The organism is Selenomonas sp. GACV-9, assembly GCA_900116485.1.
Lineage (GTDB): Bacteria > Bacillota > Negativicutes > Selenomonadales > Selenomonadaceae > Selenomonas_A > Selenomonas_A ruminantium_G.
In genome coordinates, this window is the sequence record FPAX01000028.1 from 1 (window position 1) to 23,169 (window position 23,169).

Here is a 23,169-nt window from a genome sequence, read left to right on the forward strand (position 1 = left end):
ACACCAGCGCGGGTCATTTAGCGAAGCGGAGAAAAAGTGCACCCACCCTCACCCAAGCTGAGCTGTATCACGCTTATTGTAATCTCGCACTAACAGACAGACTGCAATTTGCTTGATTTTTTTATGAAAAAACTTTACGTTTGACGGCTGTCCCTTTTTTTTTATTATTTTTCTGAGGGATAGCAGGGATTTTTATACTGCATAGCGAAAATTTAAGTATTGAGAGCTATACCATGAAGTAGGAAAAGGGAACTAGTGAGAATAAAGAGAAGCAGGTGAGCATTTGTGGAGAAAGTCAGAGTAATGATCGTCGATGATTCCAAGATCAGCTGCGCAATGCTGGAAGGAAGCCTCAAAAAGACGAACTTTGAGGTATGTGCGACGGCCAAGAACGCTGCCGAGGCAGTTCAGCTCTATGCCGAGCGCAAGCCGGCTGTAGTGACCATGGATATGAACCTTCCGGATGCAGATGGCATCGAGTGCAGCCGTCGTATCCGGGCCATCGATCCAGATGCCAAGATTGTCATGATCAGTGCCATGAAGGACGCCAGCCTGGTAGCTAAGGGACGTGAGGCTGGTATCAGTGCCTTCCTGCAGAAACCCATCAATACCAATGACCTCATCGATACGCTGATGATACTCTGCCAGAACAGGGTCGGCAAGGTGGCTGTGCTGCGCGAGTCGTATGCCAAGCCATTTGCCCGGGCTTTGCAGCAGGGCTTATTCAGCTTGATTGGTGTGCACAGTGAGGTGGAGGTGGAGCTCGATGAGCGTCACTTCCTTGATGTCAGCGGCATTGCCGTCATCATTGGGTTGACTGGCTATCCTGTGGGCCGGGCCATTGTGTCTATGGAGGCCGATACGATGCGGAAATTCTCCATGATCATGATGGACAAGGAGAGTATTGAGGACGTAACGGAAGAAGAGGCCAGCGAGTCGGTGGAGGAGTCTGCCAATATCATCGTGGGCCGTGGTGTTTCGAATATCAACGATGTATTCAAGGACAAGGAGATGCGCATTACTCCGCCGGGAACGATCTGCGGCAGCAATATCCGCATTGCCAGCCCGAAACTGACGACGTTCTGCATCGTGGCTAAGACGAGGATTGGTGATATCAGTATGAATGTGGGATTTGCGGAAGGAGATTGATGAGATGGATGCAAAATTAGTTAATCCGTTTGTAGATGCATTCACGACAGTCATGCCGCAAATGGGGTTTCCAGAGCCTAAACGTCTCAAGATGGGCGTTCAGAATACGAATGCAGTGGGCTTAGGCGTATCGGTTATCGTTGGTTTTACGAAACAGATTCGCGGCAATGTCGTTTATAATATGTCGGAGGATACGGCAAAATTCATCGCCTCGACGATGATGATGGGCATGCCAGTCGCTGAGTTCGATGCGATGGCGCAGAGTGCTATCTCGGAGATGAGCAATATGCTCACGGCCAATGCCGCTACGAATCTGACAGGTTTAGGCTTTGAAGTGGATATTTCTACGCCGTCGCTGTCGATTGGCAAGGATTTCCAGGTCAAGATCAGTGATGGGCAGTATCTGGTTGTAGAGATGGATTTGGCCGGTCACACGGTGGAACTTGATATTGCTGTCGATCAACAATGATATCAAGGTCAAGATTCATAGCATATAATCTACAATAGGCAATGACGCTTGATGGCAGGGGGATACCTCTGCTGTCAGGCGTTTTTTATCGCGTGTATGAAGATGGTTGAGCTTAGGTGTGGAAGGTGTTTTGGTTTGGATTATTCATGGGCCCATTTGGCAGTTATGGCTGTGACGATATGTGTGGTGCTGGCAGGTGGTTTGTATGCCGCTAAATCTGTTCATTCGGCAGAGGGCTTTAGCCTCGGTGGCCGGTCGGCAGGCATTCCGATGATCCTAGGCAGCATTGCCGGTACTTGTGTCGGTGGTGGTGCAACGGTAGGTACAGCCCAGCTGGCTGGTTCGGTGGGCTTGTCAGCAGTGTGGTTTACCATAGGAATCGGCTTTTCGCTGCTGGTCATGGGAATCATCTACGCCCGCCCGCTGCGGTATACGGGGCTGGAAACTATCTCGCAGTATCTGGTGGTAAATTATGGCAAGGGCGCTGGGCGATTTACCAGCTTTGTTACTTCACTGGGCATATTGTTCAGTGCAGTGGCCAGTACTTTGCCAGGGATTGGCCTGCTTACGGCTTTGACTGGGTATTCCTATCTGACGTCGGCAGGTTTGCTGCTCGTGCTTGTAATCCTCTATGCCTTCTTTGGCGGCATGAAAACAGCTTCGGTGGGCGGCCTGCTGAAGATGATCATCCTCTTTGTCACGCTGTTTGCTTTGGGAATCACAGCTTGGCATGGCTTGCTGGCTGAGCCGATGCTGCTGGCAGATAAACCAGTGGATTTCTTGAGCATTTGGCGAATCGGTACAGGCTCTATCCTGAATAATGTGGTTTCGGTCCTGGTGGGGATCATCTGCACACAGACCTATATACAGGCTATCTTTTCGGCGGCCACGCCGAAGACGGCAGCAGCAGGCTTGATGATTGCGTCGCTAGTAGCCATCCCCATCGGTGTGCCGTGCGCCCTGATGGGAATCTATATGCAGGCGGTTCATCCGGAGCTGCCTGCTATGATGGCCTTGCCTGCGTATCTGCTCCATTATGCATCGCCGTTGATGGGCGGCGCAGCTCTTGGCGGGATAGTGCTTGGCATCATTGGCTCTATTGCAGGCTTGTCCCTGGGCGTTGGTACGATGGTGGCAAGAGATATGCTGGAGCCGCTGCTGCCAATACGGTCAGAGCAGGGAAAGCTCATGCTGATGCGTCTGTCGGTAGTGGGGGCTGTCCTTGTCGCCATGTATATAGCGATAGCCTATAAGGATTCGCAGATCCTGTTCTGGAATTATCTCTCGATGGCATTGCGGGGCTGTGGTGTCTTTATGCCGCTGACGCTTGCCATATTCAAGCCACGGGCCCTTTCGCCTGCGTGGGCACTGGCCTCGATGGTCTTATCGTTAGGCGCGGCCATAGCCGCAGGTCTTTGTTATATAGATTCATCGCCTATATTCATAGGTTTGGGAGTAAGCATGGTGGTCGTACTGCTGGGGCTGATCCGTAAGCGCTTGCACCCCAGGAATCCAGAGGTTAGAAGGACAGATGTACTTGACATTGTTGGTAAGCAGCAGTAATATTAAACGTGTATTAGATGATAGAGCATTGCATAGAATAGACTGTGCAATGCTTTTCTAACATCTGAAGGTGTGTTGTGTTGATTCGGACAGGGATGTCCGGCAGGGGAATTTGGGAGGTTGAGTATGAAGCTTAACAGTCTGAGAACAAAGATCTTGGCAGTCTTTTTGCCGCTCTTCCTAGGCAGCTTTATCGTGTTCTTTGCGATTAGCTACTACATGTCGAGTCAGGCATTGTTCCGCAATGCCGATACGATTTCACAGGAAGTCGGCAGAAGCACGGCTTTGGAAATCGAGAAGATGTTCCAGCAGAAAGAGTTGGTGGTCAGCGCGCTGGCGCATAATCATGGCATCATCAATGGTGACCGGGAGCTGCGCACGAAGCTTTTGGCTGAAAGCAAAGCCAGAAGCGAGGGCTTTGCCATGCTGGCTTATTCTGATGTGAATGGCAAGGCCTATAGCGAGAAGGGCAAGGATATGGACCGCTCGTCGCGCGACTATATCAAGCAGGTTCGCGAGACGAAAAAGCCGGTCATGACAGGGCCATCCGTTTCGGGTACGAGCGGCAAACTGATTACGATCATCGCCTATCCGGTACTTGATGGCAACGAGCTGACTGGTATCGTTTACGGCACGATTGAGCTCGATGAGATTTCAGAGATTGCTGGCCGTATCAAATATATGGAAACGGGCAGAGTATACATTGCCGATCAGGATGGTCTGGTCATTGCTTATGCACAGCAGCCTGACGATGTCGGCAAGCTTGACCTGACTAAGGAAACGTCCAACAAGACAATCGATAAGGCGCTGGTGGACGGCTTTACCAATGCTGTGAGCCAGGACAAGCAGATGCCGGTTGAATACAAGACTTCCGGTGGCGTAGACTCAGAGGCAGTCATGACACCAATCCATCTTGGCAACCGCAACTGGGTGGCTGTATCTGTCGCTCCAGTATCGGAGATTCGCGCGGATGCGAATCGCCTGGTCACGGTCATGGGCATTGTGGGTTTCGCGATGATCGTAATCATTGCATTGTTGATCTGGTGGGTATCGGGCAGGATGGTGGCCCCGGTCATCGCCCTGCGTTCTGAGTGTGAGATATTGAATGGTGGCGACCTGCGTGACCGCCCATTGGCAAATGATGGCAACGATGAGCTCGGTGATCTGGCACGTGGCTTCCAGACCATGCGTCAGACCTTGCGGAATCTCATCAGCCACATCCAGGCAAACGCTGAGAAGGTATCGGCGTCGGCAGAGGAGCTCACGGCAGCTTCCCATCAGTCGGCGGAGGCATCGAATCAGATTGCCACGCAGATCACGGATATCGCTGGTGGCATCTCGACCCAGTCGGAGTCGGCTCAGTCGGCAGACGATGTGGCACGTGATATTTCTGAGCGCACGGACAACATTGTGATGAATACCGATGCATTGGCGGCTGTCACGAATATGACGGTCGAGAGCGTCGATTCTGGCCGTGATGCCATCAATTCGGTTGTCGGGGCGATGGAACATATCAATAGCAGCACGACGACAGTCAAGACGTCGATCCAGGCGCTTTCGAAGAGCTCCGATGAGATCAGCAAGATTGTCGAGATGATTTCGGGCATTGCCGAGCAGACGAACCTGCTGGCACTCAATGCGGCCATTGAGGCAGCCCGTGCCGGTGAGGCTGGCCGCGGCTTCGCTGTGGTTGCTGACGAGGTACGCAAGCTGGCTGAGGAGTCGGCTTCCTCGACGCAGCAGATCGCTAATCTCGTGATGAAGATCCAGAGCGATATGAAGGAGGCAGTGGCCGCTAGTGAGCTCAGCTCGGAGAGTGTCATGAGCAGCATGGATTCCGTCAAGAGTGCGGATGAGGTATTCGAGTCGATCAAGATCTCCATTGATTCGCTGTCGATGGGTATCGCTGAGGTGTCGACGAATTTCCGCAGCATCGCTGAGGGCACGACTTCGATGCAGGAATCGGTGAAGTCTATTGCTGATATCAGCACGCAGAATGCTTCCCGGGCACAGTCCGTATCGGCGACGACGGAGGAGCAGTCGGCTTCGGCTCAGGAGATTGCAGCAGCAACCCGCAGCCTGGCCGAGCAGGCCGAGAAGCTGGCCGGTGAGGTAGCGAAGTTCCGTATCTGATGAATGTGAATATAGACTGACAGCAGGCAGTACATCATCGATGTGCTGCCTGCTTTTTTTTATAAAAGGGAGTTGGCAAGGTCTATGCATTGGTTTATAATAGTGTACAGTATGTTTTTTGAAGAGGTGACGTCATGAGCGGAATGAATCCGGTAGTTGTCCGGATCCGCGGAACCCAGCGGGATGAGGCGGGGGAAACGAATACCATCGAGTCCATGGCTCTGGGCCGTCACTCGGTGAAAAACGGCAAGCATTACGTGCTCTATGAGGATGCCATGCTGCATGAGCAGCAGAGCCTTTCCACGGTGCTGAAGTTCAATGATGAGGAAATGACCTTGTTGCGGAAAGGCGCGCTGAATCAGGAGATGCGTTTCCGCCCTGGTGCTGAAACGGTCAATCGTTACCGGACGCCGTATGGTGACCTGGCGATGACGATACGCACGCACCGTTTGGATGTCAGCTATGGACTGATGGAGGGATTCATTGAGGCGGAATACGATATCGCCATCAATGACCAGCATCAGAGCACGAATACGCTGCGGATTGAGATTGCCAACGATAAGAAGAAAAAAGAGGGATAACATGGATATCAAAGATACGCTTTCGGCTGCGATTGAGCAGGCCGCAAAGGACGCTATTGCAGCGGGTGTGTTCCCCGATGGGGAACTGCCGAAAATCGTTCTGGAGGTGCCGCCACAGAAGGAGTTCGGTGATTTCGCTACGAATTTTGCCATGCAGTCGGCCCGCGTGTTCCACAAGAATCCGCGCCAGATTGCCGAAGAGCTGGCTAAGCGCATCGAGGGGGACTGGCTTGATCACACGCAGATCGCTGGTCCGGGATTCCTGAACTTCTATCTCAAGGGCAATGTGCTTTACGATTCGTTCCAGAAGATCTTTGCGGCAGGTGAGGCCTTCGGCCAGCTGCCGGCAAAGGATGCGCCGAAGATCCAGGTCGAGTATGTCAGCGCCAACCCGACGGGCCCGCTCCATGTCGGTCATGGCCGCGGTGCGGCAGCTGGATCGGCACTGGTCAACCTGCTCCGGGCAGCTGGCTATCCGGTGGAGAGCGAGTACTATATCAATGATGCCGGCAACCAGATGAACAACCTGGCTCGTTCGGTCAATGCCCGTTATCTGGAGCTGCTCGGCCAGCAGGTCGAGTTCCCGGAGGATGGCTACCATGGCCAGGACATCATCGATACAGCACAGCGCATCATCAAGAAGGAAGGCGACAAGTACCTCAACATGGATGAGGAAGAGCGCCTGACCATCTTCAAGGATCTTGCCTATGTCGAGAAACTGGCGGCCCTCAAGGAAGACCTCGAGGCTTTCCAGGTAACCTTTGACAAGTGGTTCAGCGAGCGTACGCTGCATCCGGAGGCTGTAAAGGCTGCGGTCAAGATCCTGCAGGACAATGGCAACATCTATGAGAAGGATGGCGCGCTGTGGCTCAAGTCTACGGCTTATGGCGATGACAAAGATCGTGTCGTCATCCGCGACAACGGCGTGCCGACTTATCTGGCTGCCGACATCGCTTATCATCATGATAAATACGAGCGCGGTTTTGACCGCCTGATCAATATCTGGGGCGCTGACCATCACGGCTATGTCTGCCGTGTCAAGGCAGCGATGGAGGCCCTGGGACACGATCCGGAGAAACTCACGGTACTGCTGCTGCAGATGGTCGCGCTGTTCCGTGGCGGCGAGCTCGTCAAGATGAGCAAGCGCACGGGCCAGAGCGTTACTTTGAACGAGCTCATGGAGGAAGTCGGCACCGATGCTGCCCGTTACTTCTTCCTGATGCGTTCGCTGGACAGCCAGCTTGACTTCGATCTCGACCTGGCCAAGAAAAAGTCCAACGACAATCCGGTTTACTACATCCAGTATGCGCATGCGCGCATCTGCAGCATCTTCCGTCAGGCGGAGGAGACGAAGCTGGTGCTTTCGGATAGACCGCAGCTTGATCTGCTGACCGATCCGTCAGAGATTGACCTCATCAAGAAAATCGAAGAGTATCCCGAAGAGGTGGAGAAGGCTGCGGCTGATTACGCGCCGCAGCGCATTGCCCGCTACAGCTATGATCTGGCGGCACTGTTCCACAGCTTCTACAATAAGTGCCGTATCATGGGCGTAGAGCCGCAGCTGGCGGAGGCCCGTCTGGCACTCGTGACGGTAACGGCACATGTCATCCGTCACTCCCTTGGCATCCTCGGCGTTTCTGCCCCGGACCATATGTAAGAAATATCTGCAAGAAAAGATTTGGAAGGAGACCATTATCTATGGATTTCGTCAACAGCTCGGAAGTAGACATCGCTTATCATATCCTGACCCAGAAAGGCCAGACCATCTATTACAAAGATCTGGTCCTCGAAGTCATCGAGAAGAAACACAAGCCGGTTCAGTCCCTGTCGGCGGCTATCTCGGAAGTCTATACGCTCATCAACATGGACAGCCGTTTCCACTATGAGGGCGATGGACAGTGGGGCCTTACGGAGTGGAACCCGCCCGAGGTGAAACGCCATAACAGCCGTACCGGCGCTGGCAAATCCAAGGCTGCTAACAAGGCTATCAACAATCGCCAGAAAAAGCTGGAAAGCATCCAGGAATAATTTTCTGGCACGTATTGACAGTCTTTGACAAAAAGGCTAGAATAGTCAACATGTAATTTTTGAAAGCAACAGGAGGCAGTTCCATGGCAAAGTATATTTTCGTTACCGGTGGTGTTGTATCTTCCCTGGGCAAAGGCATCACGGCTGCATCGCTCGGCCGTCTGCTCAAGAGCCGGGGCCTCAAGGTCACGATCCAGAAGTTTGACCCGTATATCAACATCGATCCGGGTACGATGAGCCCGTATCAGCACGGCGAAGTTTTCGTCACGGATGATGGTGCTGAGACGGACCTTGACCTCGGTCACTATGAACGTTTCATCGACATCAACCTGTCGAAGAACTCGAACATCACGACGGGTAAGGTATACTGGTCTGTCCTGAACAAGGAGCGCCGTGGTGAGTATCTGGGCTCGACCGTTCAGGTCATCCCGCACATCACGAATGAGATCAAGCAGAAGGTCTATGATGTGGCCAAGGCCGATGGCGCTGATGTCGTCATCACGGAAATCGGCGGTACGGTAGGTGATATCGAGAGCCAACCGTTCCTGGAGGCCATCCGTCAGGTCAAGAAAGAAGTCGGCAAAAACGATACGCTCTATATCCATGTCACGCTGCTGCCGTATATCTCGGCAGCTGGTGAGCTCAAGACGAAACCGACGCAGCATAGCGTAAAGGAACTGCGCGCTATCGGCATCCAGCCGGATATCCTCGTTTGCCGTACGGAAAAGACCATCTCGAAAGAGATGAAAGAGAAGATTGCCATGTTCTGCGATGTTCAGCCAGAGGCCGTCATCGAGAACCGCACGGCTTCGACAATCTATGAAGTTCCGCTGATGATGCAGCGTGAGGGCCTTGATAAGATTGCCCTGCAGAAGCTCAACATGGACTTTGGTCCGGCGGATATGTCTGATTGGGAGAAGATGGTCTACAAGATCAATCATCCATCCAAGAAGGTCAAGGTTGCTGTTGTCGGCAAGTATGTCGAGCTGCCGGATGCCTATATCTCTGTTACGGAGGCGCTGCATCATGGCGGTATCGACAATGATGCAGCGGTCAAGATCCACTGGGTCAATGCCGAGGCCATCGAGGATCCGGATACGGATCTTGACGAAGTATTTGTTGGCTGCAAGGGCATTCTCGTGCCGGGCGGCTTTGGTGATCGCGGTGTTGAGGGTAAGATCAAGGCTATCCAGTATGCCCGTGAGCACAAGCTGCCATTCCTGGGCCTTTGCCTTGGCATGCAGTGCGCAGTCATCGAGTTTGCCCGTCACGTCTGCGGCATGACTGATGCACACAGCTCCGAGTTTGACGAGGAGACAAAGCATCCGGTCATCGATCTCATGGAGTCGCAGCAGGGAATCGAGAACAAGGGCGGCACGATGCGTCTGGGCTCTTATCCGTGCAAATTGCGTGAGGGTACGCACTCGCTGGCTGCCTATGGCAAGTCTGAGGTTGAGGAGCGTCATCGCCATCGTTATGAGTTCAACAACGAGTATCGTCAGGCACTCACGGAGAAGGGGCTCGTCATCGCCGGCACGCTGCCGGATGATAGCCTGGTCGAGATGGTCGAGGTCAAGGATCATCCGTGGTTCGTGGCTACGCAGGCTCATCCGGAACTCAAGTCCCGCCCAAACAATCCGCATCCGCTGTTCCGCGACTTTGTCAGGGCCGCACTTGCTAACAGCCAGGTCAAGTAAATCATAGAAGATAGGAACCTGTCATCCCATCTGGGGCAGCAGGTTCTTTTATTATGCAAAAACTTTTGGGATTTGGAAGGATTTTACTTGACAACTGGCGAAATATTGACTTAGAAAACAAAGGTTGGCGAAATGGGAAATGGAAACAGAGTGTAAGGAGAGGAGGAAAACGGATGCTTATCGATACGGCCTGTTCATTGGCGTTCTACTGCCAGCGCTGTGGCCGGATTGAGCTCCAGGATGTGCCGCTTTTCAGTGGGCAGAAGTGTTTCACGCTGGAATGCGGCAGCTGTGGGCACACAATGGGAGAGATCTCATTGACATCGCGTCAGGGACTGATACTCACGACTACCTGCAGTGTATGCGGTGGTAAAAATCATCAACAGTTCACCTGGCGTCAGCTGCGCCATCTGCGTTTTGAGAAGCTATACTGTGAACATGATCATTTTGAGTTGGGATATATCGGTCAGTGGCAGGACATTGCTGAGTTCCTGGACTTCAACGCGGCGGAATACGACGCGCTGCATCCAAACGATGGCGATGAATACCTGGAGTGCCAGCAGGCACTGCTCGAGGCCTTGAACCGTGTCCACGAGCTGGCCGACAGTGGGGAGCTCAGCTGCCCCTGCGGCAGCAAGGATATAGCGGCGGAGGTCCGTGGCGAGGAAATCGTGCTGGGCTGTCAGTCATGCGGCAGCTATTGCATCTTGCCAGCGCGCACGGCTGAGGATTTGCAGAGCTTGCGCCCGGGACTGGCTGTGGATTTTATCTGGAAACAGCGTTCGTTCCTTGACGTCCGCTGAAAATAGGATTATCATAAAAGACATTGAAATGAAAGATTTGCAAGGGACTATCGGCTGCCAGCGCAGCCGGCAGTCCCATTTTGGCGTAATTGATAAGATTGACAGAGGTGCGAGGATGGATTCATTATTGGCGGTCATGGGACAGGATACCGCCGTACAGAAACTGCAGGAGCGCTTTGCCGGCAAGCCTGGCGAGACCTTAGCCTATGGACTCAGCGGTACGCAGAAACACGTGGCGTTTGCTGCCTGCTATCGGGCTAAGCCGCAGCCGTGGGTCGTGCTGGTGCATAGCAGTGAGATGGTCAGTGCATGGCGGGAGGACCTGTCGGCGCTGCTGCCGGAGGCGACAATCGTGCTGCTGCCTGAGCTGGATATCGCCAATGTGCAGGCAGCGGCTAAGAGTCTGGAACGTTCGGCTCGCCGCATGGATGTGTTGGGCCGCTTGATGCGCCATGAGCCGGTCATCGTGCTCGCCACTTCGGCGGCGGCCGTGCAGAAGGGCATGAGCCGCAATGAGTTTGAGCGGCTGAGTTTGAACGTCCGGATCGGTCAGCAGCTGCCAAGGGAAGAGCTGCTGGCACATCTGGTGCAGCTAGGCTATGAGCATGCTGAGGAGGTCGAGTGTGTCGGCCAGTTCAGCTCGCGCGGCGGCATTGTGGACATCTATGCGATAAACAGTCCGATGCCTATCCGCATCGAATTCTTTGATGATGAAGTCGATTCCCTGCGGGAGTTTGACCTTACGACCAAGCGCTCGATCCGCAATATCAGCAGCACGGCCATCCTGCCGCTGGCGCAGACCGATGAGGATGGCCGCCCGGAGCTGTTCCTGACTTACCTTGAGAAGAAGGGCGCTGTGTTGTTTGACGAGCCGATCCGCATCCGTGAGCAGATCAAGACGATGGTCAAGGAGAACCCGGACATCAAGAAGAAGGTGTTCAGCTGGGAGGACATGCTAGCGGCAGCCCAGGGCAATCATGTCTTCTATGCGGTGCTGATGCTGCAGCAGGTACATGGGGCTGAGCCCGACATGACCATCAGCTTCACCGCAACGAATATGACGCCGTTCCAGCGGCAGATGGACTTGCTGGAAAATGAGGCCAACCGCTGGCTTGGGCAAAAGCTGCGTGTGCTGATTCTCTTGGGGGACCGCACGAAAGCAGATTCGATGCGCGAGCTTTTGGCGCGTCATCGCGTGCCCTCGGCTGTCGTGCCCAAGGGGGATGAGCTGCATACAGACTTTGTGAATATCCAGCAGGGAACCTTGCTGGCTGGTTTTGAGATGGCATCAGCCCGCCTGGTCGTGGTGACTGAAAAGGATATCTTTGGCCGGCAGAAACGCCGCATCACGCGCAGCAGCAAGCAGGGCGAGAAGATTTCCCATTTCCGGGAAATCCGGCCGGGAGACTATGTCGTCCATGTGAATCATGGTATCGGTAAATACCTTGGAGTTGAGACGCTGGAGGTCGGCGGCATCCACAAGGATTACCTGCACATCAAATACGGCGGCGATGATAAGCTGTTCGTGCCCACCGACCAGGTCGGGCTGCTGCAGAAATACATTGGCTCAGAGGGAGATGTACCGCGGCTGCATCGCATGGGGGGGACCGAGTGGGTAAAGGCCAAGGCACGGGCCAAGAAGTCTGTGGAAGACATCGCCAAGAAACTCATCGAGATCTATGCCAAAAGGCGTCAGGCTACAGGCTTTGCTTTCTCGCCGGATGATGCCACCCAGCAGGATTTCGAGGATGCGTTCCCGTATCAGGAGACTGACGATCAGCTCAAGGCCATTGCTGAAATCAAGGCTGATATGGAGAAAGAAAAGCCCATGGAGCGGCTGCTCTGTGGCGATGTCGGCTTTGGCAAGACCGAGGTTGCCATCCGTGCCGCCTACAAGGCAGTCATGGATGGCAAGCAGGTGGCGGTGCTGGTGCCGACTACCGTGCTGGCCCAGCAGCATTTCCAGACCTTCAGTTCGCGGTTCATGGATTTTGCCCCTAATGTCGATGTCATCTGCCGTTTCCGTACGGCGAAAGAGCAGAAAGCAACACTGGAACGGGTCAAGGCGGGACAGGTCGACATCCTCATCGGTACCCATGCAATCCTCAATCAGAAGAAGGTACAGTTCAAGGATCTGGGGCTTTTGATTGTCGATGAGGAGCAGCGGTTTGGCGTCAAGCAGAAGGATAAGATCCGGAGCCTGTCGGCAGGCATCGATGTGCTTACCCTTTCGGCGACGCCGATTCCGCGTACCCTGCATATGTCGCTGGTGGGAGCCCGGGACATGAGCATCATCGAGACGCCGCCAGCTGAGCGTTTCCCCGTGCAGACATACGTTGTCGAGAATAACGACACGATACTTGCCAATGCCATCAAGCGCGAGCTCAAGCGCGGTGGGCAGGTCTATTTCGTCTATAATCGCGTCGATACGATTGACCGCATGCGCGACCATATCCAGCAACTCGTGCCTGATGCCCGCATCCAGACGGCGCATGGCCAGATGCCTGAGGAAATGCTTGAGCGTGTCATGATGGACTTCTATGAGGGCGAATACGATATCTTGTTGGCGACTAGCATCGTAGAGAACGGTCTTGATGTGGCCAATGCTAATACGATTATCGTCTACAATGCCGATCATTTCGGACTGTCCCAGCTCTATCAGATGCGGGGACGTGTGGGCCGCTCGCACCATATGGCCTTTGCCTATTTCGTCTATCAGGCTGATAAGATCCTGACGGAGACGGCGGAAAAACGTCTGCAGGCCATGAAGGAATTTGCTGAGCTCGGCGCTGGGTTCAAGATCGCCATGCGCGATCTCGAGATTCGCGGTGCTGGCAATCTGCTCGGCTCTCAGCAACATGGACATATTGCCAGCGTCGGCTTTGAGATGTACTGCAAGCTGCTCGAAGAGGCGGTAGACAAGCTGCGGCAGGGCAAGAAGGAAATCGAGGCGCCCAAGCCTGATCCGACCATCGACCTGCAGGTCGAGGCGTATATCGATGGTGGCTATATCGATGATGCGATGCATAAGATCGAGCTCTATCAGCGCATCGCAGCCATCCGCACCAATGAGGAGCTGCACAATCTGCTCGACGAGCTCATCGACCGTTTCGGTGAGCCGACAAAGCCGGTCATGAACCTGCTGGCGGTGGCCCGCATCAAGAATTATGCGCGGGAGCTTGGCATCCGTTCGCTGGCAGAGCTGCCGCAGGCCTTGGATATCTATCTGCTGCCTGAGCATAAGCTGCCAGTCAAGGGGCTGCTGACCCTTGACAAGATGTTTGGCCGGATGATGAAGCCACTGCCAGGCAAGAATGGCTATCGCTTTGCCATAAATGATAAATACAAGAAGAATATCGCCAACTTTGCCACGCGGCTGCTGCTGGCGGCTGCGGGGGATGAGACGGCCTTGGTGGCTAAGCATCCGGCAGGGGAAGCGAAAGGATAACAGGAGAGAATGAAATGGCAACCATTACAGTAACGGGGCTGGGCCCTGGACGTGCAGGACTCATCACGAGAGAGAGCTGGGATATCATGGCTAGCGCTCAGCGGCTGGTGCTGCGCACGCGCATCCATCCGACCGTGGAGGCCATCACAGCGGCCGGCATGGAGTTTACGACATATGATGGTTTTTATGAGGAGGCAGCTGACTTCGAGTCGCTCTACGCGGCAATTGCCCGTGACCTCTTGCGGCGGGCAGAGACTGAGGGTGACCTCGTCTATGCGGTACCGGGCAGTCCGCTCGTCGCAGAGCGCACCGTGGTACTGCTGCGCGACCTGGCAAAGGAAAGTGATGTGAAAGTCGACATCCTGCCGGGCATGAGCTTTGTCGAGGTCATGTATACGCGTCTTGGCATCGATCCGATTGATGGACTGACCATCATCGATGCCGAGGACGTCGCGACGCTCAAGGAGCGTCCGGCGCAGTCCCTGGTCATCACGCAGGTCTACAGTCAGCCGATTGCTTCCGATACCAAGCTCATGCTGATGGATCTCTATCCCGATGAATACGAGGTGACTTATATCCATAATCTGGCCTTGCCCGACGAATCCATTCGCCAGATCCCGCTTTATGAGCTTGACCGGCAGAAGGATGTCGACCACCTCACAAGCCTTTTTATTCGCGCAAAAAGCGAATAAGATACAATGATTGGTTTGCGTGATTTGATTTTTCGTGTTTTTTCGCGAAGGCTCTTGCTTTTTCCAAATATTTTTGTTACATTCTCTTATAGTGGCAGGAAATACGCAGAGGAGAGCGAATTATACTGTCGTAAACCATTATTTATCTTTAAGGAGGCTACGGTTGTGAATAAAACTGAATTGGTAGCTAGTGTTGCTGAGAAGACTGGCCTGACGAAAAAAGATGCAGAAAAGGCTGTAAACGCTCTGTTTGATAGCGTGCAGGCAGCTTTGACGTCTGGGGACAAAGTCCAGATGATTGGCTTCGGCACGTTTGAGGTAAAGGAGCGCGCTGCCCGCAAGGGCCGCAATCCGCGTACGGGCCAGGATATCGAGATTCCGGCATCGAAGAATCCGGTATTCAAGGCTGGCAAGGCACTCAAAGATGCAGTAAACGGCTGAGGATGGCAAATGCATAGAGTTAGGCCGGGTTCCGTTGGGAACCCGGCCTTTTTTCAAAAGGGAGATGGATGGAAATGGATATGAGGATGAAGGATAAGGTTGTCATGATATCAGGCGGGACGTCCGGTATCGGGCTGGCAGCTGCCCGTGATTTCCTGCAGGCTGGGGCAAAGGTCATGCTGCTGGGGCGTTCGGCAAAGCGTGGGCAGGAGGCGCAAAGCGAGCTGGGCAGCGAGGAGAGGACGGCCTTTCAGCCCTGTGATGTGAGCCGGCGCGAGGACTGCCGCCAAGCAGTGGAGGCTGTGCTGAAACGCTGGGGGCAGCTTGATGTGCTGGTCAATTCGGCCGGCATATACAGCGAAGGCGCCATTGAGGACGTGACCGAGGAGCAGCTAGATGAGGTGCTGGCCATCAACGTCAAGGGGACGTATTACCTTAGCCAGATGGCGGTGCCGGCGCTCAAGAGATCGCGGGGCAATATCGTCAATGTGGCCTCGGATGCCGGTGTCCATGGCAATTACTACTGCACGGCATACTGTGCAAGCAAAGGCGCAGTGGTCATGTTCACACGGGCGCTGGCCCTGGAACTGGCCGGTTTTGGTGTGCGCGTCAATGCTATTGCGCCTGGGGATATCCTGACGCCGTTGACGGAGCATCAGCTGGCGGCGATGCCGGACCGGGAGCAGGCCCTGCAGGAAATGAAATCTGTCTATCCGCTGGGACGCATCGGTACTCCCGAGGAGGCAGCTTCGTTGATCGCTTTTTTAGCATCGCCGGCTGCTGGTTTTGTAACTGGTGCGATTTGGGGAGTGGATGGTGGATTGACTGCCTGAAATGTGATACAATAGGCGGGTATGATTTTTAGAGAGGAGGGACAGGATGCGCGCAGACAGGATACTCATATTGACCGCGTCAATCGGCTCAGGCCATATCAAGGCGGCTGAGGCAGTGGCCAAGGAAATGCAGCGGCAGCTGCCAGAGGCTGATCTGGTCACGGTCGATTTCATGTCGCGTGAGACATCACTGCTGCACTGGCTGATGAAGAAGGCCTATCTTGTCATGCTGGCTTTCGTCCCCAATCTCTACGATGTGTTCTATAAGGTGTCGGGCGGGCAGGCCAGCGGCTCACTGGTGCAGAAAGCCTTTGCCATTGTCATGCAGCCTGTCGTGAAGCGGCTGCTTCTCCGCTATGAGCCAACTGCTGTGATATGTACCCATCCGTTTCCCGAAGGTGCGGTATCGCTTTGGAAACGGCGTCAGAAGAGCAGCCTGCCGTTGGCTGTGGTCATGACGGATTATTCGCTGCATCAGATATGGCTGTATCCACAGGTCGACCAGTACTTCATGGCGACAGAGGCGATGAAGGCTGAAATGACCGCATGTGGTTTTGCTGCTGACACTCTGCTGGCGGCGGGGATTCCGGTAGACAGTGGACTGCGTGGACTGCCGGGGAAGGAAGTCCTGCGTAAGCAACTGGATATACCGGACAAACAGCCGGCTGTGCTGCTGATGGGCGGCGGCTTAGGCTTAGGCGGCATCGCCTCTACCCTGCAGGCACTGGAAAAGCTGCCGCAGCGGCTGACTTTGCTCGTGATTGCCGGGAGGAATGAGCGCTTGCAGGCGGAAGTCAGGGCCTTTGCTCGCACTTCACGTCATCAGGTAAGGCTTTGGGGCTATACGGATAAAGCCCACGAACTCATGCGGGCGGCAGACCTGTTGATCACCAAGCCGGGGGCGCTTACCATCAGTGAGGCCTTTGTGCTCGGCTTGCCGATGCTGTTGCATGATCCCATACCGGGGCCGGAGACGGAAAATGCTGTCTATGCGACGCGGCATGGTGCTGCTGTCTGGCTCCATCCTGGTGAGAAACTGGCTCCGGCAGTGCGGGAGCTGTTTGCCGAGGATTGCCTGACGGAGATGTCTGAACGAGCACTGGCTTGTGCCCGGCCGGAGGCAGCTGCGCAGATTGCTCAGGCAGTGGCAGTATTTATCCGGGGTGTAGGGACAGGGAAAAAATAATTCACCGAGCAGGCAGGTTTTTGTCATTGGCATGGGGAATATATTAAAAGCAGTCTGCTGAATCAGCCGGAATGCCGGCTGCAGAAAGATATGGTGATGGAAATGGCCGTGTACCAATTAGACAAAAATGAACAGGGGCAATATATCTGTCCGAAGTGTCGTGGCACTCTTCAGTTTGTCGATGGCACGGCTGTGCAGATCGTTGATGGCAAGGCTGATATGTCAGCTATCCTGCCCAAATATGAATGCCATAAGTGCGGCGTTTATTTTCAAGAGTTGCTGGGATCGGGCTTCTATGATGAGCACGATCTGAAAAAGCCACCGCAGACTAAGGTGGTCAATGTGCGCAACACAGGCGACCTTGAGCCAATGCTATTGAAGAAGGATATCAACAATCAGTGTGTTTGTCCGCGCTGCGGCGAGATGATGGATTTCGTCGAGGGGCAGCCTGTCCGCATCGTGGATGGCCGGGCAGATATGGAAAACGTCAAAGATCACTTCCATTGTTCACATTGTTCGTCGAAATTCCGTCGGATTGCTTCAACAGACTATTTCCAGTGGTCGGAAAAATAATTGCAGTTTTACTTGCATCCGTCCATAAATCTCGGTATCATTAAGGGGATTGATGTTTTTCGTGAAGGGGGGATAGTGATGCAGCGCCAAAGACAACAGAAAAGACGCCGGTTCAGCTGGTTTTTTCTCATAATGGTTGGCAGTGTAATCTATTTTTCCTCGATCATCATCTCACAGCAGCTCTACCTGAGCCAGGTTGGTCAGGACCAGGCCGCGGCTGAGGCCAGACTGGCTGCCGCGCAGAAGGAGAATGAGGCTCTGCGACAGGAGAAAGAGAAACTCAATGAACTCGGCTATATCGAGAAGATTGCCCGGGAGGAACTCGGGATGACCAGAGCTGGGGAACTGCCCTATACGACAGGGCGCAGCAAATGATTATGTTCCTTGACACTATTTAGCGTGCAAGGGTATAATAAAGCGTGTATTCGTTAACACTTAAGGGGGAAGAATTAATTTGTCCATTGAAGTTGGCAGTGTGGTTGAGGGTGTCGTAAGCGGCATCACGAACTTCGGTGCATTCATTGAATTGCCGGAGGGCAAGACTGGTCTCGTCCACATTTCGGAAGTTGCAGATGTTTATGTAAAGGATGTCCACGACTTCCTCACAGAAAAAGATAAGGTAAAAGTCAAGGTCCTGACGATTGATGAGAAGGGCAAGATCGGGCTTTCCATCAAGCAGACTCAGGAGAAGAAACCAGAGGAACATGCCACTACCCAGCAGCATGCCGCCACGAATAATTCTTCCTTCCGGACGCCGCGTCCTGCTCGTGGGCCACGTGATTTCCGGAAACCGAATAATCGTTTCAACAATACCTCTGCTTCCTTTGAGGATAAGCTGTCGCGCTTCCTCAAAGACAGTGATGAGCGTCTGACGGATTTGCGCCGCAAGACCGATTCGAAACGCGGAGGCCGTGGTTCCCGCCGTTCGGACTGATGGGACGATCGTAGATTCGTAGTTTCAAAGCACTCTGCATAAGGGTGCTTTTGTTCGTTTGACCACAGATCCGAGGAAAGTCAGGTGACCGTCGTGCTGGAACAGATCGAGCAGTTTTGCCGCGATCATGCTTTGCTGAAGCGTGGCGACCGCATCGTTGTTGCGTGTTCAGGTGGCCCTGATTCGCTGGCACTGCTGGTCATTCTCTGGCGGCTGCGCCATAAGTATGCGCTGCATATCCTGGCGGCTCACTTTGAGCATGGTATTCGCGGTGAGGACTCGCAGGCTGATGCTGCTTTTGTGCAGGAATTCTGTGAGCAGCGGAAGATTCCCGTGCGGCTGGCGTCGGCCGATGTGCCGGCGTCTGCTTCAGTGCGGGGGATCTCGTTGGAGACGGCGGCCCGTGAACTGCGCTACCAGTTCCTGGAGCGCGTGCGGGTGGAGGAAAAGTGCGATGCCATTGCGGTGGCGCACCATGCCGACGATCAGGCGGAGACGGTGCTTATGCGCATCCTGCGCGGCACGGGAACGCAGGGGCTCGCGGCGATGCGCCCGCGGAGTGGCAGGGATGGCCATATCATCCGGCCGCTTCTAGGCGTGACGAAGGCTGCAATCCGTGAGTTCTGCGCGGTGCAGGGACTGCAGCCGCGCGAGGACAGCACCAATGCGCAGGCTGACTGCACGCGCAATCGGCTGCGCCTTGAGACGCTGCCGTTGCTCAAGCAGGCCTATAATCCAGAGCTGACACGGGCCTTGTGCCAGCTGGCAGAGGTATCTGCTGCCGAGAGTGATTATTTCGAGCAGCAGATCGGGGAATTGTGGCGGCAGGAAAAGCTTGTGCGCAGGCAGACGCCTGCCCTGTGCCAGCAGGAATTTGCCCGACTGCCACTGGCGTTGCAGCGTGGCCTGATCCGCCGCTTTTGGCAGGCTGCATCTGGTAGCCGGCAGGATTTAGGCTTCGTGCAGGCGGAGAAGCTGCGCAGCCTGCTGCTGACGGGAACGACGGGCAGCAGGCTGGAACTTGCGCATGGCTTTGCAGCCCGCCTGGCATATGGCTGGCTGACCTGTGGCCAGCCAACAGGCAGCGAGGAGGCTGCTGAGCCGGTCTTGCTGCAGATACCTGGTGCTACGGTCTGGGGCAGCTACTGCTGCCGGGCTGAATGGCGGGAAGAACTGCCAGCGGCGACATCGTCGTTTGAGTTCTATCTGCAGCCGGATGAGCTGGCCGAGCCCATCGTCATTCGCCGGCGTGAACCTGGCGATATGATGCAGCTGCCTGGTGGACGCAAGAAATTGAAGAAGCTCCTGATTGATGACAAGATTCCGCAGCAAGAGCGTGACCAGCTGCCAATCATCGCTGCTGGTCATGAGGTGTTATGGGTTGCAGGCCATCGGCGCAGTTCACTGTGCCCTGTGGCTTTCGATAGACCAATAGAGAAAAAGTTTTTATATCTCAAAATGGAAAGAAGAGAGGAAATTTATCATGATGAACGATGATATCGAGAAGGTAGTGTATTCGGAGGAACAGCTGCAGGCTAAGGTTGCCGAGCTGGGCCGTCAGATTACGGAAGATTATAAAGATGCCAAAGAAGAAATCTACTGTGTCGGTATTCTCAAGGGCGCGGTGACGTTCTACACGGATCTGGTCCGCCAGATCGATCTGCCGGTTCATTTCGATTTCATGATCGCTTCGAGCTATGGCAATGGCACGTCGACGACGGGATCGGTTAAAATTTTGAAGGATCTTGACTACGATATTGAAGGAAAACACCTCATCATTATTGAAGATATAATAGACTCGGGTACGACCATGAATTATCTCATGAAGTATTTCCGTGAGCGCAAGCCGAAAAGCGTCAAGCTCTGCTCGCTGCTCTCCAAGCCGTCCCGCCGTACGGTGGACGTCGATATCGACTACTGCGGCTTTGAAGTACCGGATGAGTTCCTGGTCGGTTATGGTTTGGACTATGCCGAGGTATACCGCAACCTGCCGTATATCGGTGTGCTGAAACCGGAGATTTACGCCTGAGCTAACTAGCAAAAAAATCCGAAGGCACCTTTGAAGGGCCCGGAAAGGGAGGGCAATGGATTGAATAAGTTTCTACGAAATGTAGGGTTCTACCTGTTGATTATCCTGGTCGCCATATCGATCATCGATTATTTCTCAACAAAGAACACGACAAAGCAGGAGATTGGCTATACGCAGTTCCTGCAGCAGGTGGATAAAGGCGAAGTTGCCAGAGTCACGATCATCCAGAATACGATACGTGGCAAGCTGACCGATGGATCGGAGTTCACGACCATCACGCCAGATGCACCGAATAATGACCGTCAGCTCTATGAGAAATTGAGCAGCAAGAATGTTGAAATCAACGCGGAGAATCCGCCGGAGCCGCCTTGGTGGTCCACGATGTTCTCCTCGGTTCTGCCAATCCTGCTGCTTGTCGGTGTGTGGTTCTTCATCATGCAGCAGACCCAGGGCGGCGGCGGCCGTGTCATGTCGTTTGGCAAGAGCCGGGCGCGCATGAGCGGTGCGGATAAGATCAAGGTCAACTTCAAGGATGTTGCTGGTGCCGATGAGGCCAAGCAGGAACTCGAGGAGGTTGTCGAGTTCCTCAAGCATCCGAAGAAGTACAACGATCTTGGTGCCCGCATCCCGAAAGGCGTACTGCTCTCAGGTCCTCCGGGAACTGGTAAGACCTTGCTGGCCCGTGCTGTAGCCGGTGAAGCTGGCGTGCCGTTCTTCTCGATTTCCGGTTCGGACTTCGTCGAGATGTTCGTCGGTGTCGGTGCATCGCGTGTCCGTGACCTGTTCGATCAGGCCAAGAAGAATGCGCCCTGCATCGTGTTCATCGATGAGATCGATGCCGTAGGCCGTCAGCGTGGTGCTGGTGTCGGCGGTGGTCATGACGAGCGCGAGCAGACACTCAACCAGCTGCTCGTCGAGATGGATGGTTTTGCAGCCAATGAGGGTATCATCATCATCGCAGCGACTAACCGTCCCGATATCCTTGATCCTGCCCTGCAGCGTCCGGGCCGTTTCGACCGTCAGGTCGTCGTCGATCGTCCGGATGTCCGCGGCCGTCTGGCTATCCTCAAGGTGCATACGAAGGGCAAACCGCTGGCTGAGGACGTGGATCTCGATATCCTCGCACGCCGTACGCCTGGCTTTACGGGTGCTGATCTCAGCAACCTCGTCAACGAGGCGGCCCTCCTGGCAGCCCGCCGTGATAAGACGAAGATCTTCATGGGCGAGATGGAGGAGGCCATTGAGCGCGTCATGGCCGGCCCAGAGCGCAAGTCGCATATCATGAATGACGAAGAGAAACGCTTGACGGCATATCATGAAGGCGGTCATACCCTCGTTGGCATGCTGCTCAAGCATGCAGATCCTGTCCATAAGGTTACGATCATTCCGCGTGGCCGTGCTGGCGGCTATACGCTGATGTTACCGAAGGAAGACCGCAACTATGCGACCAAATCTGAGCTCCTTGACCGTCTCAAGGTGGCCATGGGTGGCCGTGTGGCTGAGGAAATCGTGCTCAAGGAAATCAGCACGGGTGCCTCGCAGGATATCCAGCAGGCAACGCGCATGGTGCGCGGTATGGTCATGCAGTACGGCATGAGCGATGTGCTGGGCCCAGTGGCTTATGGCGAGAGCCAGAATCATCAAGTATTCCTTGGTCGTGACTTCAATCATGAGCGCAACTACTCGGAAGAGGTTGCAGGCGAAATCGATAAAGAAGTCCGCAAGTATCTCGAAGAGGCCTATGCTGCCTGCCGTGAGCTTATCACGGAAAACCGCGATAAGCTTGAGCTCATCGCGCAGGCCCTCATGGAGCGTGAGACGCTGACGGCTAAACAGCTCGAAGAGCTGCTCACGACTGGCAAGCTTGCCGACGATGAGGAGAAGAAGGATTCCTTGAATATCGATACGAAGAGTGACGATTGGTCATTCTTCGATCCGGCACCAGTCGGAAAAGTTGAGCAGCAGGAGGATGCAGATGCTGCCGTGAAAGAAGACGAGGAAGAAAAGGGAACGGTGACAGAGGAAAAGACGGAGTCGGAGAAGGAAGACAAGGCCGAGCCGAAATTCAATGTTACGCATTACGACCGCTGATTCGTCAGAATAAAAGGGCTGTGCAAACAGTCTGTTACAGATAAAGACCCGTTGGCTTTTTAGTCAGCGGGTCTTTTTTAGAAATTACAGTTTGTAGTTTCCTTTTCTTATTCGCATAAAGCCGCGCCGCCGGACAGGGGAGAACCAACGCTTCACTTAGATGCTTTGCTAAAAATATTTTTTACCTTTAACTAAGCATTGAAAAAGTTCCCAAACGCGCTTCGCTTGAACGGTGTGAATTTTTCAACGAAATGTGAGGGCAAAAAATATTTTCTTTACGCAAACCATCAATGTTACGCTTATGGTACTCTCCTGTCCGGCGGCTTTACGTTTGGCAATAGCTCTGAACTTCTTCAAATTGCTGATGCGCTGGTGGGGGCCGTTCCGTGCGTAGGACAGTCGCTCCAGACAGAAAAGATCACTACCCCGTTCGCCCCTTTGGCGACGGAAATCTGAGATTGTACGAATCGTTTCTCCCGTAACAAGCACATCGATGTAATTCGTGGCCTATCGCCGGAA

General features: G+C 54.1%; 20 protein-coding genes. All 20 read left to right on the forward strand.

Translation table 11 applies throughout. The features are described 5' to 3' along the window. The first annotated feature begins 285 nt into the window (after positions 1-285). The 20 genes from BM322_RS12885 to ftsH all read left to right on the forward strand — a co-directional run bounded on the left by BM322_RS12885 (position 286) and on the right by ftsH (position 22,650). A complete protein-coding gene (locus BM322_RS12885; protein WP_075431119.1) occupies positions 286-1,149 on the forward strand; it encodes a response regulator in 864 nt (287 codons plus the stop codon). 4 nt (positions 1,150-1,153) lie between these two features. Next, positions 1,154-1,618, forward strand: coding sequence for a chemotaxis protein CheX (locus tag BM322_RS12890; protein WP_075431121.1), 465 nt, complete (start codon positions 1,154-1,156; stop codon positions 1,616-1,618). Positions 1,619-1,753: 135 nt separating this feature from the next. Next, positions 1,754-3,181 carry a sodium:solute symporter family protein gene (locus BM322_RS12895; protein WP_082334494.1) on the forward strand — a complete coding sequence of 476 codons (1,428 nt, stop codon included), beginning with the start codon at positions 1,754-1,756 and terminating at the stop codon, positions 3,179-3,181. A gap of 126 nt (positions 3,182-3,307) precedes the next feature. Beyond that, entirely contained in the window at positions 3,308-5,314 is a 2,007-nt protein-coding gene (locus BM322_RS12900) for a methyl-accepting chemotaxis protein (RefSeq protein ID WP_075431122.1), read from the forward strand. A 134-nt stretch (positions 5,315-5,448) separates the two neighbouring features. Next, positions 5,449-5,895 carry a DUF1934 domain-containing protein gene (locus tag BM322_RS12905; protein ID WP_082334495.1) on the forward strand — a complete coding sequence of 149 codons (447 nt, stop codon included), beginning with the start codon at positions 5,449-5,451 and terminating at the stop codon, positions 5,893-5,895. Position 5,896: 1 nt separating this feature from the next. Next, positions 5,897-7,552, forward strand: a complete 1,656-nt coding sequence (argS, locus tag BM322_RS12910; RefSeq protein WP_075431124.1) for an arginine--tRNA ligase — start codon at positions 5,897-5,899, stop codon at positions 7,550-7,552. A gap of 41 nt (positions 7,553-7,593) precedes the next feature. Then, complete coding sequence (gene rpoE / locus BM322_RS12915; protein WP_075431126.1) at positions 7,594-7,923, forward strand: DNA-directed RNA polymerase subunit delta; 330 nt, start codon at positions 7,594-7,596, stop codon at positions 7,921-7,923. 83 nt (positions 7,924-8,006) lie between these two features. Next, positions 8,007-9,620: a CTP synthase gene (locus BM322_RS12920; protein ID WP_075431128.1), complete on the forward strand. Its 1,614-nt coding sequence runs from the start codon at positions 8,007-8,009 to the stop codon at positions 9,618-9,620. Between the two features lie 173 nt (positions 9,621-9,793). Beyond that, positions 9,794-10,423: a hypothetical protein gene (locus BM322_RS12925; RefSeq protein WP_075431130.1), complete on the forward strand. Its 630-nt coding sequence runs from the start codon at positions 9,794-9,796 to the stop codon at positions 10,421-10,423. Positions 10,424-10,538: 115 nt separating this feature from the next. Next, a complete protein-coding gene (mfd, locus tag BM322_RS12930) occupies positions 10,539-13,871 on the forward strand; it encodes a transcription-repair coupling factor (protein ID WP_075431149.1) in 3,333 nt (1,110 codons plus the stop codon). 14 nt (positions 13,872-13,885) lie between these two features. After that, entirely contained in the window at positions 13,886-14,563 is a 678-nt protein-coding gene (locus BM322_RS12935; protein ID WP_075431132.1) for an SAM-dependent methyltransferase, read from the forward strand. A 165-nt stretch (positions 14,564-14,728) separates the two neighbouring features. After that, a complete protein-coding gene (locus BM322_RS13620; protein ID WP_075431134.1) occupies positions 14,729-15,004 on the forward strand; it encodes an HU family DNA-binding protein in 276 nt (91 codons plus the stop codon). A 74-nt stretch (positions 15,005-15,078) separates the two neighbouring features. Beyond that, entirely contained in the window at positions 15,079-15,837 is a 759-nt protein-coding gene (locus tag BM322_RS12945) for an SDR family NAD(P)-dependent oxidoreductase (RefSeq protein ID WP_318254629.1), read from the forward strand. 46 nt (positions 15,838-15,883) lie between these two features. Further along, positions 15,884-17,023: an MGDG synthase family glycosyltransferase gene (locus tag BM322_RS12950; protein ID WP_075431140.1), complete on the forward strand. Its 1,140-nt coding sequence runs from the start codon at positions 15,884-15,886 to the stop codon at positions 17,021-17,023. A 96-nt stretch (positions 17,024-17,119) separates the two neighbouring features. After that, positions 17,120-17,596 (forward strand): hypothetical protein, encoded by a 477-nt coding sequence (locus BM322_RS12955; protein WP_318254630.1) that lies wholly within the window; start codon positions 17,120-17,122, stop codon positions 17,594-17,596. Positions 17,597-17,674: 78 nt separating this feature from the next. Next, the gene (locus tag BM322_RS12960; protein ID WP_075431141.1) at positions 17,675-17,971 is read left to right on the forward strand and encodes a septum formation initiator family protein; all 297 of its coding nucleotides are present in this window, start codon (positions 17,675-17,677) and stop codon (positions 17,969-17,971) included. 79 nt (positions 17,972-18,050) lie between these two features. Continuing rightward, positions 18,051-18,530: a S1 domain-containing RNA-binding protein gene (locus BM322_RS12965; protein ID WP_075431143.1), complete on the forward strand. Its 480-nt coding sequence runs from the start codon at positions 18,051-18,053 to the stop codon at positions 18,528-18,530. 93 nt (positions 18,531-18,623) lie between these two features. Further along, positions 18,624-20,027 (forward strand): tRNA lysidine(34) synthetase TilS, encoded by a 1,404-nt coding sequence (gene tilS, locus BM322_RS12970; RefSeq protein ID WP_177220911.1) that lies wholly within the window; start codon positions 18,624-18,626, stop codon positions 20,025-20,027. Continuing rightward, a complete protein-coding gene (gene hpt, locus BM322_RS12975) occupies positions 20,014-20,559 on the forward strand; it encodes a hypoxanthine phosphoribosyltransferase (RefSeq protein ID WP_075431146.1) in 546 nt (181 codons plus the stop codon). Before tilS ends, hpt begins: the two co-directional genes overlap by 14 nt. A gap of 60 nt (positions 20,560-20,619) precedes the next feature. Then, positions 20,620-22,650, forward strand: coding sequence for an ATP-dependent zinc metalloprotease FtsH (ftsH, locus tag BM322_RS12980; RefSeq protein ID WP_075431147.1), 2,031 nt, complete (start codon positions 20,620-20,622; stop codon positions 22,648-22,650). Positions 22,651-23,169: the final 519 nt, after the last annotated feature.